This window comes from Scytonema hofmannii PCC 7110 (genome assembly GCF_000346485.2).
GTDB lineage: Bacteria > Cyanobacteriota > Cyanobacteriia > Cyanobacteriales > Nostocaceae > Scytonema > Scytonema hofmannii.
In genome coordinates this window covers 6902462-6921028 of the sequence record NZ_KQ976354.1, presented here as the reverse complement: position 1 = coordinate 6921028, position 18567 = coordinate 6902462, and the positions used below count along the sequence as shown (strand labels likewise).

Annotated in this window: 13 protein-coding genes and 1 pseudogene; 4 read left to right on the top strand and 10 right to left on the bottom strand. The window is 43.1% G+C overall.

All coding sequences use genetic code 11. The features are described from left to right. Positions 1 to 72: 72 nt before the first annotated feature. From WA1_RS28875 to WA1_RS58810, 4 genes are read right to left on the bottom strand one after another with little or no spacing between them, the layout of a single operon-like run. Positions 73 to 1056: a nucleoside hydrolase gene (locus tag WA1_RS28875; RefSeq protein ID WP_017747120.1), complete on the bottom strand. Its 984-nt coding sequence runs from the start codon at positions 1054 to 1056 to the stop codon at positions 73 to 75. Positions 1057 to 1102: 46 nt separating this feature from the next. Then, positions 1103 to 2584, bottom strand: coding sequence for a bifunctional metallophosphatase/5'-nucleotidase (locus tag WA1_RS28870; protein ID WP_017747121.1), 1482 nt, complete (start codon positions 2582 to 2584; stop codon positions 1103 to 1105). Positions 2585 to 2637: 53 nt separating this feature from the next. Next, positions 2638 to 3153, bottom strand: coding sequence for an EF-hand domain-containing protein (locus WA1_RS58815; RefSeq protein ID WP_017747122.1), 516 nt, complete (start codon positions 3151 to 3153; stop codon positions 2638 to 2640). Beyond that, complete coding sequence (locus tag WA1_RS58810; RefSeq protein WP_017747123.1) at positions 3114 to 3749, bottom strand: urea transporter; 636 nt, start codon at positions 3747 to 3749, stop codon at positions 3114 to 3116. The genes WA1_RS58815 and WA1_RS58810 overlap by 40 nt, the downstream gene beginning before the upstream one ends. 760 nt (positions 3750 to 4509) lie before the next feature. Between WA1_RS58810 and WA1_RS28855 the strand changes: the two are divergent. Beyond that, positions 4510 to 5133: pseudogene (locus tag WA1_RS28855) on the top strand (acetate/propionate family kinase); the annotation flags it as partial. A gap of 137 nt (positions 5134 to 5270) precedes the next feature. On the opposite strand, the gene WA1_RS28850 reads toward WA1_RS28855, so the two are convergent. Both WA1_RS28850 and WA1_RS28845 read right to left on the bottom strand, forming a co-directional pair. After that, entirely contained in the window at positions 5271 to 8174 is a 2904-nt protein-coding gene (locus tag WA1_RS28850) for an HAD-IC family P-type ATPase (protein WP_017747125.1), read from the bottom strand. A gap of 90 nt (positions 8175 to 8264) precedes the next feature. Continuing rightward, positions 8265 to 8966, bottom strand: a complete 702-nt coding sequence (locus WA1_RS28845; RefSeq protein WP_017747126.1) for a response regulator transcription factor — start codon at positions 8964 to 8966, stop codon at positions 8265 to 8267. Between the two features lie 63 nt (positions 8967 to 9029). Here WA1_RS28845 and WA1_RS28840 point away from each other — a divergent pair, with 63 nt between their 5' ends. Further along, entirely contained in the window at positions 9030 to 10409 is a 1380-nt protein-coding gene (locus tag WA1_RS28840) for a sensor histidine kinase (RefSeq protein ID WP_017747127.1), read from the top strand. A 10-nt stretch (positions 10410 to 10419) separates the two neighbouring features. On the opposite strand, the gene WA1_RS28835 is transcribed toward WA1_RS28840, so the two are convergent. After that, complete coding sequence (locus WA1_RS28835; RefSeq protein WP_017747128.1) at positions 10420 to 11979, bottom strand: cation:proton antiporter; 1560 nt, start codon at positions 11977 to 11979, stop codon at positions 10420 to 10422. Between the two features lie 495 nt (positions 11980 to 12474). Between WA1_RS28835 and WA1_RS28830 the strand changes: the two genes are divergently transcribed. Together WA1_RS28830 and WA1_RS28825 are read left to right on the top strand one after the other, a co-directional pair. Then, the gene (locus WA1_RS28830) at positions 12475 to 13476 is read left to right on the top strand and encodes a DUF389 domain-containing protein (RefSeq protein ID WP_017747129.1); all 1002 of its coding nucleotides are present in this window, start codon (positions 12475 to 12477) and stop codon (positions 13474 to 13476) included. Positions 13477 to 13551: 75 nt separating this feature from the next. Then, on the top strand, positions 13552 to 13962 hold the full coding sequence (locus WA1_RS28825; protein ID WP_017747130.1) for a CocE/NonD family hydrolase: 411 nt from the start codon (positions 13552 to 13554) through the stop codon (positions 13960 to 13962). Positions 13963 to 14265: 303 nt separating this feature from the next. On the opposite strand, the gene WA1_RS28820 is transcribed toward WA1_RS28825, so the two are convergent. From WA1_RS28820 to WA1_RS28810, 3 genes are read right to left on the bottom strand one after another with little or no spacing between them, the layout of a single operon-like run. Continuing rightward, the gene (locus tag WA1_RS28820; protein ID WP_017747131.1) at positions 14266 to 15531 is read right to left on the bottom strand and encodes a M20 metallopeptidase family protein; all 1266 of its coding nucleotides are present in this window, start codon (positions 15529 to 15531) and stop codon (positions 14266 to 14268) included. A gap of 17 nt (positions 15532 to 15548) precedes the next feature. Next, a complete protein-coding gene (bioD, locus tag WA1_RS28815; protein WP_017747132.1) occupies positions 15549 to 16241 on the bottom strand; it encodes a dethiobiotin synthase in 693 nt (230 codons plus the stop codon). Then, the gene (locus WA1_RS28810; protein WP_017747133.1) at positions 16238 to 18010 is read right to left on the bottom strand and encodes a protein kinase domain-containing protein; all 1773 of its coding nucleotides are present in this window, start codon (positions 18008 to 18010) and stop codon (positions 16238 to 16240) included. The genes bioD and WA1_RS28810 overlap by 4 nt, the downstream gene beginning before the upstream one ends. Positions 18011 to 18567: the final 557 nt, after the last annotated feature.

Genomic DNA, 18567 nt, shown 5'->3' with positions numbered 1-18567 from the left:
TTCACTCTTATTTATTAAGTTTTACTAGTAAGTAGTTTAACAGTGGAAAGGTATCCACTCACATATCACTCATCAGACAAGTTGATCGAATAGACGTAAAAAGCGTTCAGTATCCACATCTAAGCAAGCCTCTACGTTGGGAGCGTTAGTTTTCTCATCTCTGCGATCGCGTCGATCGGCTAGTGACATTCCAGTCGTAAATCGTCCCTGAATTTCAACCATCATATGCAGCGATTCTGTAGTTACCAAACTGGGATCTATTGCAACCGCCATCGCCAAGGGATCGTGTAAATAACACCCATAAAAGCCTTCATTGTCACGATAGAAAGCCATATAAATTCCCGTGCAGTCGGCAATAAACTGGGTGACTTTTGAAGGACGACGCTGTAAATTATCTTCAACAACTTGGCGTGGTAGAGGGGCTTTCATCGCCACATCTAAACCAACCAAAGTCAAGGGAATTCCCGACTCCATGACGACTTGAGCCGCATCGGGATCTACAAAAAAGTTAAATTCAGCTGCTGCTGTAATATTTCCGGGTACAGTAACAGCCCCACCCATGATGATAATCCGCCCTATTTTTTTCATGGTTGTGGCATCTTTCTGAATCGCTGTTGCTACATTCGTAAGCGGTCCTAAAGCAATAATGGTCAGATTATCGTACTCTTGAGCTGCCTTGAGAAGCAGATTAATAGCATTCTCTGTAGATGGCTTAGTAGTAAGTTTGGGGTAGCGCGGTGTACCATCCGCTTCCTTAAATTGCTCTAACTCACCCAAACCATCTCCACCATGAATTCCTGCTGCATTGAACGGAGGTTTCACAAGTGGTTTTTCACAGCCTTTGGCAACAATGAGCGAAGTATCGGGTTCAACAATACTCACTACGCGCAACACATTATTAGCAGCTTGATCTACGTTAATATTGCCAGCTACAACGGTAATTGCTTTTAGGTCTAATTTAGGTGAATTCAATGCCATAATCAGAGCTAAGGCATCATCAACACCACCGTCTGTATCTATTATTACTGGTACGATCTGGTTTTGAAGGACTATCATGCTAATTGCTACTCCATAGAACTTATCTGAAGGCGATATAAAACCTTTACTTGTAGACAAATCTTCCTTCGATATAGCTGTCAAGATTTTGATGATGACTAAAGTATTCTTCAATGACATCCTGGCAAGATGTTGTGACTACCTTTGGAGTAGCTAATTTTGTTAATTCTTCATGGGTCATGCCTAGAATATGCTCTGAATTTTGGAAACGATAGCCATCCATACAGATGGTGTAGTGTTGGTCGTCTTGTACAGGTTGTCCATTAATGCTTAAAGATTCAAGCTTTTCTTCAGTGTCTCTATAAACGGCCTTAACAGCTTTACTGACCTGAAGATACTCACTTTCACCGGGTATTCTGTTTTCTAATCTCATAATGTGTGCGAATATTTTGGTGAGATGTACGCCTGTAACCCTATATTTACGTATAGGATCTTCGTAAGGAAAGATTTGTTTGAGATCGCTCAATGTTACTAGCGGTCCTAATTCTGTTCCCCGGATTGCACCACTGGCTACAAAAACTACATCTAACTTATCTAGTTGAGCAAAAATATCAGCGAATAAGTTACCCAATTCAGTTTCTTCTTCACGCCTAGGATGAGTCAGTTTACGGGCTAGTCGTCCAATTAGTCGATTGTATTTACGATCTACATCTTCTTTAAAGGTAGCGATCAGCTTTTCGATTTCGGGATCTGGCGGTGCCAAATTACTATCCACAGGGAGGAGTTGCCACTTCCATTCAACGATGCTGTTAGTATCGTCATCCACTACAACATCAAAGCGTCCAATTTGGTCTGTGCCAACTCCAGCTTGGGCAATTAGAATGTTATTAACTTGGGCAGGTTGTTCTAAAAATGTATGGGAATGTCCGCCAATGATCAGATCCACACCCCATTCCGGGTTTAGCATTGCTGCTAGTTTTTTATCTTCTTCAAAACCAATGTGGGTCAGGATAATTGTCAGGTCAATGTCGTCATTTTTGTAGGCGTTGCAAATCTTACCAACTTCTGAGGCGGCATCTTCAAGACTTACGAATGTACCAATACTTCTATCACGTTTTAATGTTTTCAGAGCTTCTTCAGTAATAATCCCGATGAACATAATGTCGAATCCATCGACATTGAGGATCAGATAGGGATTCATTAAGCGCTTGTTGTACTTTTTGATATATAAGTTGGCATTCACAATCGGAAAATTTGCCATCTTTTCCAGGAAAAGTAAGTGAGGGAACCCATAATCTAGTTCATGATTCCCTAGAGTCACTACGTCTGGAGCCAGGTAATTCATAATTTCTATGGTTGAAAGACCTTTATACTCCACATCAATCGTAGAGCCTTGGAGCATGTCACCAGAAATGACAAAAAGCACGTTTTTCTCTTCCTGGCGTACCTGATTGATATAGCCGGAAAGTAGCGCCATTCCACCAATCACATGGCCTTCTGCTACACCTGTAGCTTCTGCCAGAAAGTCTCCGTGCATATCATTTGAATGCAAAATCGTGAAACTTTTAAACCGTTCGGTGAAGGTCATAATCTTTTACCTCGAATAGAATTATTGAGTTTTGTAGTCAGGGAAATGTGGGTTCAAGTCACTAGCAGCACTTCAATAAACCGATTCCAAGTCAACGGCTCACCGCCTGTGCGATCGCGCAGAAAGGCAATTTCATCATTAGATAAAGGCGGTTCTCCCACACTCGCTAGCGCCGTATTCATTTCCTTGGTACTGATGAATTCATCTTCGTCAGCATCAAGCGGTAGAAAATACGTGACAAATTCCGTGTACCTCGACATGAGACGGCGGTGACGCAGCATTAATTCGCCAAACTCTTCAAAATCGATTTCTCCACTGCCATCGCGATCTATCGATTTGAATAGATACGTCAACTCACCCTCCTGGAAGCCTTTTCCTGCTGATTGCAGATGTGCCGCTAATTCGTGAGTTGAGAGTTCACCACTGCGATCGCGATCGATAGCATCAAAGATATAGCGAAGGTTACCTTTAATTTCAGGAGACGCTTGTTCAAATAGGACGTTATGACGCTCCCCCTCGATCGCAGCCGTCAGTTGTTTGCGAAATCGGGTGATGATGTCGCGAGCCACCAGGAAACGCTGTCGGTGTTCTTCGGGAGTTGCAACTGTATAAAGCGAGACTGGCAATAAGGAGGGAAGCGGGTAGCAAACCATGTTCCTACGGTCTGCAAGACGATGGTTGATAGAGCAGAAAGCATAATTGCTGCGACGATCCAACTAGGATTCCAGACTCCTTTGCCACCAAACAGCCCGAAAAACGCCAATGTTGCCCCAACAAACAGCCCATTCAAACCAAAGATGCCATTTTGAATCGCGCTAGGATTCAATTTGAAAGCGATCGCTGTTAATGTTGCAGAGGCAGTCCCTATCAAACTCATAATCCCCAACCAGGGAGACTGGATGAACATGGCAATAATAATCAGCAGCCCACTAATGGGATTGTTAACAAAAATAGCCTGTCCGATGCCGCGCAAGGTTGCATTGAAAAAATTCAAACCGGGCTGATTGGCAAGCTGTTGGTTGAGCAGCTGCATCGTTCCCAAAACTGGGATTCCATAAAACAATCTCTCAGTGGCTGTTGTCTTAGATTCTAGAATGTGGTGTATCAGTTCATGCAAAGGTAGCGGTTCGCCGCCTTCAATAGTCGGAGTAGGGTTGTTATTCATAAACTACTAACTCACCATTTGCACAGAGTGAACCTCGAAAACCTAAATTTATCATTGCCCGCTCCGAAAATATGCAACATAAGGACAAATAAATACTTTTTTTAAAGATAAATATAATTATTTGCTATTTCAGCATATTCAATCAAAGCAACAACATTTATTTACATTTTTTTTGTAAATTTAATTTTTACTCTCTTCCTTAGAGGATGTTTTAAAAGTCATAATTGATGTATCAAATATTTTTTACCCCACCCTAACCCTCCCCTTGTAAAGGGGCTACGGTGTACACACAAGTCGAGTTAGGAATCAAATGGACGGAAAAGAACGGAAAATGATTTTTTGAAATCCTTGATTTTCCGTTTAACCTCTATCATTAAGCTGGCACTATTGAGAATCAGCAGGCTTAACTCAAAACCTTACCTACTAAGGCTTTTATCTTACCAGGCAAGGATTTTAGGACTTCTGTGTACACCGTAGGTGTTGAGATTGATCGACGCAGTGGACGGATTGCCATCAATGGGATCGAGCGTTTCCGTGGCACCTGCGATTCAGGCGATTGGGGCAGCAGCAGAAACCGCTTCTAGCCTGCTGCTTCTGCTGGGGAACTGCCAGCGACTTCCAGGCTGGCTGCCACATAATCTAAATAAGCTTTGCAACAGCCCTGTTTTCACTCAAATAATCTTCCTGGGATGGTAAGCCCAGAGTCCCACCAAATGTGAAGATGGTATTGGTTTGGCTGAGATTAAAAAATTTATCCTATCAAACGTTAGGTCTAGACCTCAAACAGTTGCGCTTAATGACTTGTCACTTAGGTAACGGTTGTTTTTTAGCTGCTATTCGTGACGGGCGTAGTGTTGATACCACAATGGGGTTCACGCCGATGGAAGGCTTAATGATGGGCACTCGTTCTAGCTCTGTTGACCCTGGTATTCTCATTCACCTCATGCGTGAGGAAAATTGCACCGCTGATGAGTTAGATAGATTGCTGAACAAAGCTTCTGGTTTAAAAGGAATATCAGGTGTATCAGCAGATATGCGTCAGATTCTCGCGGCAATTGCAGAAGGCAACTCACGTGCTCAATTAGCTCTTGACATCTACGTGCATAGTCTTCGGTCTGGCATTGGTGCCATGCTTGCTAGTCTGGGAGGTTTAGATGCTCTCATCTTTACAGTAGGAATTGGAGAAAACTCTCCCATCATTCGCACTGCTGCTTGTGAAGCCTTTCAATTTTTAGGATTGAAACTTGACCCAGAAAAAAATATTCACTTGCATGAAGATGTGGATATTGCTGCAGCTGATTCAAAAGTGCGGGTGTTAGTGATTCATACCCAAGAAGACTGGGTGATCGCTCGGGAATGCTTGTATCTTTCGAGTAGAACTTGAAGATTGACATTCTCTAAGACAGTCGCGATAAAAAAATTTTCCCCACCAATCATAAAAATCCCTCTTCCCCTAATCCCCACTTCGTAGGGGTTCTGAGTTCCCCACTCCTTACCCCCTACTCCCTATTTTCAAAAGAGTCACCAAGTAAACCAATGGTTTACATTGAGTGGTACAGTGTCAAACAAAGCATTCATAAAACTCCACTGGCTAAAGAGGACTTGCAAGACAATAGTGCAAAAAATGCCAATGATAATCGCAGGAGAATTCTGAATTGATATTGCCTGACCTTTGAGTTTGGCAGCAATTGTACTCCCTAAGTTGCTGATACTTAATAAATATATAATTCTACTAGTAATGAATGTCTGGATTGCCATTGTCCGCGCCACAGCAATTTCTCCTGTAGTCTGGCGTATCCATTCATACATTCCAAAAATCAATATTCCGTTGAACACAGACACAATCAAAATCTGCCAGAACATCTGTTGGGATGGCAAGGGTTTGTTACGACAGCGTGCATCTGGAAACATCATCTGACGGGGTTTAGGTTCAAACGCCAAGGGGATAGCCAGAGAGGTTGAGTTAACCATGTTCAGCCACAGGATTTGTAGCGGTAAGAGAGGCAATTCTCGTGACATGAGGGCGCTGAGTAAAACCGCTATTAACTCACCACCATTAACAGGTAGGATAAAAGCGATCGCATGACGCAGATTCTGGTAAACTGTTTGTCCTTCCTCAACTGCTGCTTCAATAGAAGCAAAGTTGTCATCCATGAGCAGCAGATCGGCAGTTTCTTTAGCAACATCCGTTCCCGCATCACCCCTTGCAATACCAATATTCGCCTGTCTTAAAGATGCAGCATCATTCACCTTATCTCCTGCGATCGCCACAATCTCACCCTTAGACTGCAACGCTTCTACAAGACGTAGCTTTTGGACGGGAGTTACTCTGGCAAAGACGACTCCTGCTTGTGCTGCTTGTGCGAGTTCCCTCCCATTCATACGTGCTAGCTGTTGTCCCTCAAACGCTAGCAATTGATTTTTGTTTTGCAGCCCCAGCTTTTTGGCAATTGCTACCGCCGTAACGATATGGTCTTTGGTAATCATCTTTACTTGAATTCCCGCAGAATAGCAAGATTGGATGGTTGCAAACACTTCCAATCGAAGTGGGTCAAAGATGCCTTGTAGTCCTAAAAAAATCAGATCTGATTCCAGATGTTCGCGAGCTAAGGAGTTACAGTTACCTACCATCAACTTCTTGGCAAATGCCAGCACCCGCAACCCCTGCTTTGCGATCATCTCGACTTCAAGTTCCACAGATGGGCGGTTGAGGGGAACAAGATTTCCGTCAGAATCCAACATTTGCCTACAACGGTTGAGAACGACTTCCACCGAACCCTTTACATAAATCCTTTTTTCTGAGGAATCTGAAATGAAGGATGATATGTTTTTACGCTTATCGTTGATTTTTGTTCCATGCAAGGTTCCCATATATTGGAGGTCGGATTCAAAAGGAATCACATCCAACTTAGGCATGACTTCTGTGAGGCTAGACTGACTCAAACCAGCTTTACGGGCAACAATAATTAAAGCACCTTCGGTAGCATCACCAACCACAACCCATTGATTTTGTTTGGGTTCTAGGTGGGAGTTATTGCACAGCAAACCCGCAACTAAGCATTCCCGTAAGGCAATGTTTATTTTAGGATTTTGCCGTTTGGAGTTAGGGTTGCTTCCTGACTCACTTGTTTCGCCCAAGCCAAAATTTAAAAATCGCCCGCCAAAATGAATAGGTTGACAATGACCAACTTCCCAAATTGTCCCATTTGGGCTGTAGCCCAAACCGTCTACTGCATATCTTTGCTGACCAGCCCAGATAAGTTGTACAGTCATCTGATTTTCGGTGAGTGTTCTCATGTCAGGACAGATGACGGTAGTACTGCTCAGTGTTTCTACTACAGGAAGTTTGCGGATAAGGATATTACGACGTGCCATTCGCGCCACCCCAATTGCTAGAATGATGGTCAGTACCTCAGGTAATCCTTCAGGAATGGCACTCACTACTAGAGCCACTACCACTTCAAACATTTCACGCCAAGAGCGTCCTTGTCCCGATCCCAACACAAAGGTTAAGCTTGCCAGTACGAACACAACACAGAGCAAAATTCGATTGAAGTAGCCAAACTTCCGGATTAAAGGTGTACTCAAGCTAGTTTGTTGCTTGATGGATTGAGATACTTTCCCCAATTCCGTGCTGTTCCCTGTGGCTACAACAATCCCTCTTCCTTGTCCGGAGGTGACAAAGCTTCCTGCATAAGCCATGTTACAACGCTGAGCTAAGGGAGTATTTTCATTGAGGGAAATGGTGCTTTTTTCAACAGGATTAAATTCACAAGTTAGAGAAAACTCATTCATTTGCAAGTTGTGCGTACTCACAAGCCGCAGGTCAGCTGGAACGCGATCGCCAGCATTCAGGAGTACTAAGTCACCCGGTATCAATTCGCAAGCGTGGATACGAGCCGTTTTTCCATCACGTATTATACCCGCTTTGTTTGTGACTGCTTTTACAACAGTAGCAATTGACCTTTCCGCACTCAATTCCTGTAAATAGAAAATAAGAGCACTGAGGACTGCTATACCCCAAATTGCGATCGCATTTGTCCAGGAACCGAGTATAGCTTTGATGCACCCTGCTATTAATAAAGTATAAAAAAGAGGCTGATGAAATTGCAGCAAAAACTGCAACCAAACGCTTTTACCTTGTTTGTTGGTTAATTCATTCAGACCAACCTCCGCTTGTCGTCGTTCGACTTCAGCAGATGCCAACCCCGTTTCTAGGTTAGTATCCAGGAAAAAAGCAACTTCTCTAAAATGAACTTGATGCCATTGAGTGCGAGAAAACTGATAAGTATTTGTAACTGATTTGTCCAGAGATATTGCCATACTCACCTCTTTAACAGTGACCAGTGACCAGTGACCAGTGACCAGTGACCAATGACCAATGACCAAAATAAAAAATGATTCTTGCATTAACACAAGAATCATGTGTGATGTTAGAGGAGTTAATTCTCTGTTGTTAGGTTATTAAAAAAAAGTTGAAAAGTTAGGGAGAAATCGGGTAAAAACCGGGTAGAGTTAAAGCAGCTTGAGGCGGTAACCAAGCCCGTGAACTGTCTCAATAAAGTCATCGGGCGCACCAACTTCTCTAAGTTTTTGCCGCAAGCTTTTGATGTGGGACTTGACCGTTTCCTCACTTGGCGGATCTTCTAGCGACCAGACTCGTTCAATAATTCCCGGTCTACTTAACACTCGACGACCGCTAGAAACCAATAGCTCCAGAATCGCATACTCCTTTGGAGTTAGATTCACAAACTGATCCTCATAAGTGACTTCGTAGGTACTGGGACTGATGCACAAATTCCCCCAAAAAAGTTTTGCTCCGACTCTAGAACTTCCTCGCCGTAAGAGCGCCCGCACGCGAGCCATGAGCTCTCCCAGGTCAAAGGGCTTAACCATGTAGTCATCTGCTCCAGCATCTAGCCCTGCAATTTTGTCTGCTACGGTATCGCGAGCGGTAAGCATGAGGATGGGAATGGATAGGTTAAGCCCACCATCTGCGATCGTCTTAGTACCATCGCGCAGTTGTTGACAAAACCCAATTCCATCTAGTTTCGGTAAAGTTATATCTAGCAGAATTAAGTCATAATTTAGGGTTTGAACATAGTTCAATGCTGTTTCGCCATCTTGTACTACGTCCACTACATACTGGCGGTTAGTTAGAGCCTCTGCCAGCATATCCGCAATTTGGACATCATCTTCAACTACCAAAATACGCATTATTTAGAACTTAAGATTTTGGATTTTGGATTTTAAATTTTAGGTTACCAGGTAAAAAACATTATGAAGTGGTCTTTTGAGGGAAAGTGGATTGCAGGTGGTTTTGGTATAGCAATAGCAGTTACGGCTGTTATGAGTGGCATTTCTTACCAAAATGCAACAAGTTTGGAGAAAAGCACCGACAAAGTTAAACAAAGCCATGAAGTCCTTGAAACTCTCATTGGAATTACTGCTATCTTAAATGATGCTGACTCTGGGCGACGCGGTTACATCCTTTTGGGAGATAAGTCAGAGTTAAAGCGTTACCATCAGGCAATTCAAACAATCGAACCAAAACTTAAGAGATTGGGAAGATTATTAGGGAAAAACTCCAAGGAGCATGAACAGTTGATAAAGTTAGAAGCCCTTCTGGAGCGAAGAATTGCTCTTTCTCAAAAGTCTATTGAACGTTACCAAAAAGGTCAGTATTTTGCATCAAATCAGGCAAATCTCGCTGCTCTTAGCAAGCACAATCTGACGGAAATTCAACAAATTATTGACAAAATGCAACTTGATGAAGAACAGGCATTAGAAGTGTGGGTGAAAGAATTTCAGACCACTATCCAATCTAGAATGCTCATTGAAATCATAGGAACTTTTTTCACATTTGTTATCCTATTTGGGGTTTACGGTCAACTCTATCGCCAAATGAATAAGCGCCAGCAAGCAGAAAATCTTAAAAATAAGCTAGCTCAAGAAAAAGAATTAGGTGAACTCAAGCTTCAGTTTTTCTCCATGGCTTCTCATGAATTTCGTACTCCTTTGAGTGTTATTTTAGGCTCAGCACAACTTTTGGAAGAAAGCCTGCACTCAGTTGTTGCGAAGCCAAAACTCAAAAATCTTTATCGCATTCAATCTTCAGCTAAGTTAATGACTCAATTACTCTCAGATATTCTAACTTTAGCAAGAGCAGAAGCGGGAAAGGTGGAGTACAAACCCGAACTTGTTGAAATGCAAACTTTTTGTCTGAATTTAATTGAGGATATGCAAATTATGAGCCACTCTCAGCCTTTGATTAGATTTGACAAACAAGGGAGATGCACTCACGCTAAAGTCGATGAAAATTTGCTGTATTCTATTCTGAGTAACTTACTTTCCAACGCTATTAAGTATTCGCCTCAAAGTCAAGATATTTATTTTACTTTGAAATGCGAACCTGAAGCTGTGACATTTCAGGTGAGGGACTTTGGTATTGGCATTCCAAAAGAAATTCAACAAGAATTGTACGAGCCTTTCAAGCGCGGTAATAATGTGAAAGGAATTCTTGGTACGGGATTGGGATTAGCTCTGGTGAAAAAGTCTCTGGATTTGCACCAGGGAGAAATTTTTGTAGAGAGTGAAGTGGGAGTGGGAACTCAGTTTACTGTAGTCATTCCACAACTATCAAAAACTAGCGATCGCTAGTCTTTGACATTCAAGAATCGTCATGAACCTCAGAGAGAAAGGGTGAAAGTTCTCGATTTAACCAACCCGAACGCACAAATTCAGCATAAGTGTTTGCTTCAACTGCTAGAATTTCCGTCTGTAGTTGTTCGTTAGTGAAGCTTTGCAAATTGGGGTATTCATTCTGTAAAGAATCAATTTCTGTTTCTAACCGCTTGATTTCTCCTTTAACCAAGGTTTGTTGGTAGCGGTAAAACTCCGGTTCAATCCCTGGTCGGTCATTGACTTGAGCTAGATACTGGAGAACGCGATTAAGAGCAGTCTGACGGGATATTAATTCTACATACTGCTGACGCAAAGGTAAATCCCCCAAAAGATTTAATTTTTGCAATAAAGGTTTAGTCGTTAGCCCTTGGAATAGCAGAGTAAACAACACAACTCCAAAGACTGTAGCAATAATTTTTTCTCGCTCTTGCACAATCGTGGGTACACTCAATGCCAAAGCAATAGATACAGAACCGCGCAAGCCACCCCACCAAAGAACAGTCTGGTCTGGAAAAGGAATTTTTGATGCTTGTAAAAGATTGCTCAACTTGCTGAGCAACAAGATTGCAATTGCGCGCATCAAAATCATTGCTCCCAATGTCACAGCAATAATAGTTATGTTCTCCTTCAAACTTGCAAATCGCACCTGATCCCCAATCAAGAGGAAGACTATCGAGTTGACAAAAAACGCTATAAACTCCCAAAATTCGGAAACAATTAACCTTGTACGCGGATTCATGCCAATACGAGAGCCAAAGTTGCCCAAAATTAAGCCCGTGGTAACAACTCCAATCACCCCAGATCCACCCAAATTTTCAGTCATTAGGTAAGTACCGTAGGCAGCAACTAAGGTTAAGGACTGTTCCACCAGCGGTAAATCAAAGCGTTGGGTTGCATAGGAAATACCAAAACCAATGAGTCCTCCCACTGCCACGCCAATACCGACAACTGCAAACAGCTGTACTAAAATAGGTTGGAGTGCCAATTCCGCATTTCCCAGAGGGAGTCCCACCAAAAAAGTAAAAGCAACCACCGCCATACCATCATTGAACAAGCTTTCGCCTTCCATGAGTGTTGTCAGACGGTTGGGAACGCCCAATTCTCGGAATAAAGCAGTCACTGAGACTGGATCGGTAGCAGAAAGACTAGCACCGATGAGTAGAGCAGTACTCAATGAGAGTCCGGCGAATTGATTTAAACCTATTGCCACCCCCAAAATTGAAATGACTACCCCAAGGACTGCATACAAACAAATTGGGAACAAATCTCGCTTTAAGTCTGACCATTTTAAATTCCATGCTGCTTCAAACAGTAAAGGCGGTAGAAAAATCAACAAAATCAATTCAGGAGAAAGATTCACCAGTCGGATATCAGCAAAAGCCAATCCTAATCCCACAATCACTAGCAGTAAGGTATAAGGTATTTGGCGAAACCAGCTAAAGATTTGCGGTAACGTTGCTACGCTCAAAGAAACCGCAAGTACCAAAAGAAACTGCGTTAGATTTGCTCTTAAGACTTCTTCGCCCATTGCAGATTCAACCATCATAGGAATATTTGAGTAAAAACTACTGTTAGCGATCGCGATACTTAAATTTAGATATTATTAACTACAAGTCCAGCGGTCATCAACCAAATTATATGTTGTAGAGGTTAATCATCTAAATTTATCTATGTTGATTGGTAGTTTTACATTTTACAAGTTATGTAAAACTCCTATTTGTTTTTTGAACTATACGTAGGGTGGATATTGCTAGCCCTGTCAAGGTAGATAAAACTTCAGGAAATCAATAGCTCTCTCACCTCTTAACTCTGCGTACTCTGCGTCTCTGTGGTTAAATAAATTACTTTTGAACCGCAGAGGCGCTGAGAGCGCAGAGGAGAAAGATGAGAAATTGTTACCTGAATCAAAATTTTATGAGCCACCTTGACAGGACTAGTAGGGCTAAAGCCCACCCTACAGTACTTAAAATTTCTGACAAATCATTTATGATTCCTATAAAAGTGACTTGACAGCAAATTCTGCATTCAGGAGAAAAAAGTCTTGGCAAGTAACATTCGAGACCGTTTCAGAGATTGGAAACAGAAAGAAGTCGAGCCTGTCCAAATCGAACAGTTACAAAGCTCATTGTTAGACGAATCAACTTTAGATTTGTCTTACCTCGCTTTGATAGTTAGTTCCTGTGCTATTGCCACCTTTGGTTTACTTTCCAACAGTGTTGCTGTTATCATTGGAGCTATGGTTGTTGCACCTCTGATGCTACCAATCCGAGGGCTAGCCTTTGGTGCTTTGCAAGGGAATGTTGTCCTATTCCGCAAGGGAGCGATCGCTGTTGTGGTAGGAACACTGCTAGCAATGGTCATTGCCTGTTGTCTGGGTTGGATTGTCCGAATGCCCAGTTACGGTAGCGAGATACTAGCACGTTCTGAACCAACACTTTTAGATTTAGGTATAGCTGTGGCAGCTGGCAGTATTAGTGGCTACGCGAAGATTCAACCAAAAATTTCTGGTAGTTTGGCAGGAACAGCCATTGCCGTTGCCCTGATGCCACCAGTTTGCGTAATTGGCTTGGGAATAGCGCAGGCTAACTGGTCTCTCAGTTTGGGGGCTACTTTGCTCTATCTTACTAACTTGCTGGGCATAGCTTTATCTTGTATGGTAACCTTCCTGGTAGCAAGGTACACCTCCTTGGTACAGGCGAGAAAACCCTTGATGTGGGCTTTAGCTTTGACTGCAATCCTACTGGTTCCCCTGGGTGTTAGCTTTGTTCGTCTTGTGCGACAAGCGCAATTAGAAAGTAGCGTTCGACGAGCGCTGTTAAATAAAACTGTTACATTTCAGCGCTTGCAATTGCTTGGCAGTAATACTAACTGGCTCAGCAATCCCCCTCAAGTACGCCTGAGCGTGCGAGCTAAGAACCCAGTCACTCCTCGACAAGTACAGTTGTTAGAAGAATTTATTGAGCGTGAGATGGGACAACCCTTTACCCTCATATTTGAAGTTGGTCAAGTCGAAGAAGTGCGACGAGAAGATCGAACAGATTAATTATGTCATATTCAATACCCTTTGATGGCAACACAACTGCTCAACTTCCACTACGGAGAATTTTAATAGTCGAAGATGACCCTTTACGTTACTTCTACTGCTAACGATGGTGCCTTCTTCGTCTACCTGGAAGATGTAGATGAAAATGGCAATGTTACATATAGTACAGAAGGACAATTTCGACCCATTCACCGCAAGGTGTCCAAAGAACATCCTCCCTATGCCGTTTTTGGTTCTTACCATTCTTTCAAACGTCAAGATAGCTTGCCTTTTGAAGCAGGACAGTTAACTGAACTTCAGTTTCATCTCTTACCAACCTCGGTGCTATTCAAACAAGGACACCGAGTTCGGGTGGCGATCGCCGGACACGACAAAGACTTATTCGCCCGCTATCCCGCAGTTGGTACACCAGAAATCAGCATACAACGAAATGCTGTCAATGCTTCATACATCGACCTACCAGTCATGCAAGGTAGGCGAGGCTAGTAGTTCACCACATTCGCTATAAGGGGCTGTAGAAACTTTGTACCACCTCGTTTCCAGGCGGAGCCTGGGAACGATAGGCGAGAGCGTCCGGAATCTCAACCAACTTTACCCATCAAAACTTATGTGGCAGATCGCTAGCAAGAGTTCAGCATTTACAAAGAAGAAACTGAGCCACTTGCAAATTACAGCAGTTTTTTGATTAATCAACCATATTCCTGTGGGGTGGGCGTCCTCGCCCGCCCTCTCCCGCATAAATGGACGCCCGCCCTCTCCCGCATAAATGGACGCCCGCCCTCTCCCTCATTATGTAAAACTCAAGAATTTTTCCACGCAACGGACAAAAATCTCCACTCCCATCGCCAATGCAGTTTCATCGAAATCAAACCGAGGATGATGATGGGGATAAGCCAAACCCTTTTCAGGATTTGCAGAACCCAAGAAGAAATAGCAACCAGGAACCTCTTGCAAAAAGAAAGACATATCCTCGCCGCCCATGGTTTGGCATTCTGGGACAATACCTGCAGGGGTTTCTATAACTTGTTCCGCAACCGATCGCACAAATTCCGCCATCCCAGCATCATTAATGGTTGGTGGATAATGTGAGTAGTATTCTAAGTCATAACTTGCCCCATGGCTTTGACAAATACCCGCAATAATTTGCTCAATTCGCTGTTTAAAGAAACCCTCAAACGCTGGATTAAAATACCTAACAGTGCCACTCATTTTTGCAGTGTCAGCTATCACATTCCACTTGGTTCCAGCATGAAGCTCACCCACTGTCACCACTGCAGAATCAATAGGATTGACATTACGAGCAACTATAGTTTGTAAGGCATTGATAATTTGGGCAGCAACGACAACTGAATCCACAGTTTGATGGGGCATAGCACCATGTCCGCCCTTACCCAAAATTGTACATTGAAAGATTTCTGTTGCTGCCATCAATGCACCAGCCCGGACACCTACAGTTCCCAGAGGTAAATTATTCCACAAGTGTAAACCGATAATCGCATCAACATCAGGGTTTTTCAAAACTCCTGCGTCTATCATCGGCTTTGCACCCCCTGGCGATTCTTCTGCAGGCTGGAATATCATTTTGACAGTACCAGCAAAAGATTCTCGATGTTTATGGAGATAATAAGCTGTACCCAGAGCAATAGTTGTATGTCCATCATGCCCGCAGGCGTGCATAATTCCATCATGTTGGGAACGGTATGGCACTTCATTAAGTTCTTGAATGGGTAAGGCATCCATATCCGCTCGAATTGCCAGAACTTTAGGGGTTGGAGATTGAGAAGATTCGTTCCCCATCGGTAGACCCTTATCCTCAGTCCCTTGTCCCTCTATAATTGCAACAATGCCAGTTTGAGCAATGCCAGTTTGATGCTCGATCCCCCATTCCTGCAACTTTTGGGCGATGAACTCGGAGGTCAATTTTTCTTGAAAACCTAGTTCTGGTTTTTGATGTAACTGTCGCCGCCACTCAACCAGTTGGGGTTGCAGCGAACGAATGGACAAGCGAACGCGAGATAAATCAGCAGAAGTGGAGTTTGGGAGTGTAGAAATCATTGTTCACATTTTCTCACTTAAAAATTCATCATTATTTCTAAATCTAAATTTGATGCTAGCTGTGCAAGCTTGTCCAGATCTGCCAAATTATCTACATATGGCAAGCAACCCAAAACAGGTATGTTTGTCAGCGATTGAATCAAGTCTACAGGAGTCCAGTCAGCAATTTCTGCTTCCGTTCGGGGTTGAACGCAGTTGAGAATAATTCCTTTAAGATTGACGCGTGAAAGTCTTGTCAATGCTACGTTTGCAACTGCTTGCGCGATCGCACCCAATCTCACTGGTACTACCAATACTGTAGGCAGTCGCCAGTCACCTGCTAAATCAGCTACCGTCAATTCATCAGTAACGGGTGTACCCAATCCTCCAAGAGCTTCAACCAAAAGGAACTCACGACGCTGTTGTAAAGCTGTAAAAGCTTGCCATACAGTTGCTAAATCTACTGTTCGATTTTCTTTAGCTGCAGCAATTGGAGGAGCAAGAGGTGCTTTAAAATACAAAGGTGTGATTTCTTCAGGAGATTGTTCCAAAGAAAATATTTTTTGATACCACTCGCGATCACCCTCTCCCGACTGCATGAGTTTCATAATTCCCAAACTGCGGTTCGAGCAGTATTTTTGCCAATAAGCTGCTAATGCTGTTGTCAAAACAGTTTTACCAGCATTTGTGTCAGTTCCTGCAATCAGTAGTACGTTTAATGGCTGTGTCATTGGGGATTGGGGATTGGGGATTGGGGACTAGGGATTGGAGACTGGGGACTGGGGATTGGAGACTGGGGATTAGGGATTAGTACTTCTCCCTGGTCACTGGTCACTGGTAACTGGTCACTGGTCACTGGTTCTGTGGGTGTAGGAGTGGGTGTAATTTCCGTGGGTAATGGTGCTGGGGTGGATGATGGCTCTAAAGGCGATGGTGTTGGTGTTGGTGTTGGTTGTACCGAGTTTTCTAATACAACATTTAAACTGTAATCACTTTGGTCAAGCCCTGGGACAGGGTTTATTTGTATGGTATATCTACCAGGAACAGGTAATTTTCCTTGATAAAATGAGACCTGCTTGGCAGAATTATCAATTGGTTCCCGATTAGGTCCTAAGATTGTCAGTAACACACCACCTTCTTTCTCAAGACTCACAGTCAACTGTTGTCCTTCTTTAGCCCGAAAAGCATAAAAGGCGGTTTCCTGGGCTGCAAGAATCCCCTGAACGGTTTCTGTATTGGATGTATCAAAACTCAACCGTCTTCTGTAAACACCAGGTGCTTCGGTTTGGATCGGTGTTGGGGTAGAAGTCGTTGGCGTTGGTGTTGGCGTTGGTGTTGGTGTTGGTGTTGGCGTTGGTGTTGGTGTTAGTGTTCCCCCAGGAATGACGGGTGAGGGGAAAGTTTGTGGGGCTGTGGTTTGTTCTGATGATGGCTGGGGTCGATCGCGGAAAGACCGCACAAAAGCCCAAGAACCAAATCCTGCCAAAACGATAACAATAATGGTAATGACTCCAATCGCTATAGGATTATCTAGAAGTGAATTGTTAGCAGGTGGCGGAATCACTGGTTCGGGTTGCTCTGGCGCAGGTGGAACTGGAGCAGGACGCTGAACAACTGCTATTGTTTGAACATTGGATAAGTCAGGCGTAGGAGGACTTGATTTTCCTACAACTTGCAGCGCTTGCATAACTTCCGTAGCACTTTGATAGCGATCGCTCGGTTTTCGACTCAGCATCCGATTCAGCACTTGCGCCAATAGAGGATTCACCGTCACCCAGCGTTCCCAATTCCAACTCAGTTGGTTGTCATCAAAAAGTTGTTGAGGTTCTTTCCCTGTTAGCAAAACAATCGCTGTGACTGCAAGCGCATAGAGATCGCTACTGGGGTATGCTCTACCCGTTTGCATTTGTTCGCTCGGAGCGTAACCAAATTTCCCCACAGTTGTTGCTTGGATTGTATTATCTGGAGAGTTTAATCGAGTTGCCAGTTCTTTGACGACACCAAAGTCAATTAAAACTGGTAAGCGATCGCTGTCCCGCAATATAATATTATCCGGAGCAATATCCCTGTGAATCATGCCCCGACTGTGAATATGTTCCAAAATTGGCAGCAAAGAATGTATCAGTTGTAACACTTCTTGCTCCGCAAATACTTTACCAGACGCTTTGCGCTCATCCAGTAAAGTGCTGTAGGTTTTTCCAGCAACATAGTCTTGCACTAAGAATAAGCGCTGGTCTTGTTCAAATCTCTCCCGAAATTGTGGCACTTGGGGGTGCTGTATTTGATACAAGATTGCCGCTTCTCGCTGAAACAGTTCTTTTGCCTTCTCCCATGCATAACCCCCCGTTACTACTGGAATCAATTCCTTGATTGCACAAAGTTCGTTAAAACGCCTTTGATCTTCTGCTAGATAGGTTCTACCGAATCCCCCCTGACCTAGAGTTTTTATTATCCGGTAACGGTTTTGCAGGATAGTGCCAGATGTAATCGGTGGTTGCATCGTCTAAATTGTGTGTAATAGCAATTCTAGGAGGAGCCGCCAGTAAAACGTACTTGCTAAGCTTTATTTTCACACGCTCTTTGGATACATCAGTGTGAAAAAGCAAGGGATTGAATCAGCCAGGGCTTCTGTTTTACAAAGCTGTATAGATTGTATCCATTTCTTTACAAGCAAGACGATCCCGTTTCCCCTACTCCCTACTCCCTACTCCCTACTCCCTGTTTTCAAGATAGTTTAACCAATATTGACTAAAGGTAGTATCATTGTATATCTAGTCGCCCACAAATGACTAATTTTAAGTATTTATGCTTATTAATGTAGAATTAAGTAGAAAGTTGAACTGTAACCCAGTGGTTACAGTCAAAAATTAGGATGTTAGAGGCAAGAATTGTGTCTGTAGTGGACTTCTGCGCTTTAGATTTTGCTCGTCAAAAGAAAAAACTAAACTCTAGGTATGGTTTACACACTTAATGTCAGTTAAGCTATCAATTGTTTGTCTATAAAAAAGCTGGAGAAATAGAGATATGTAGTTTTACTGAGGTATGTTGAAAATTTTT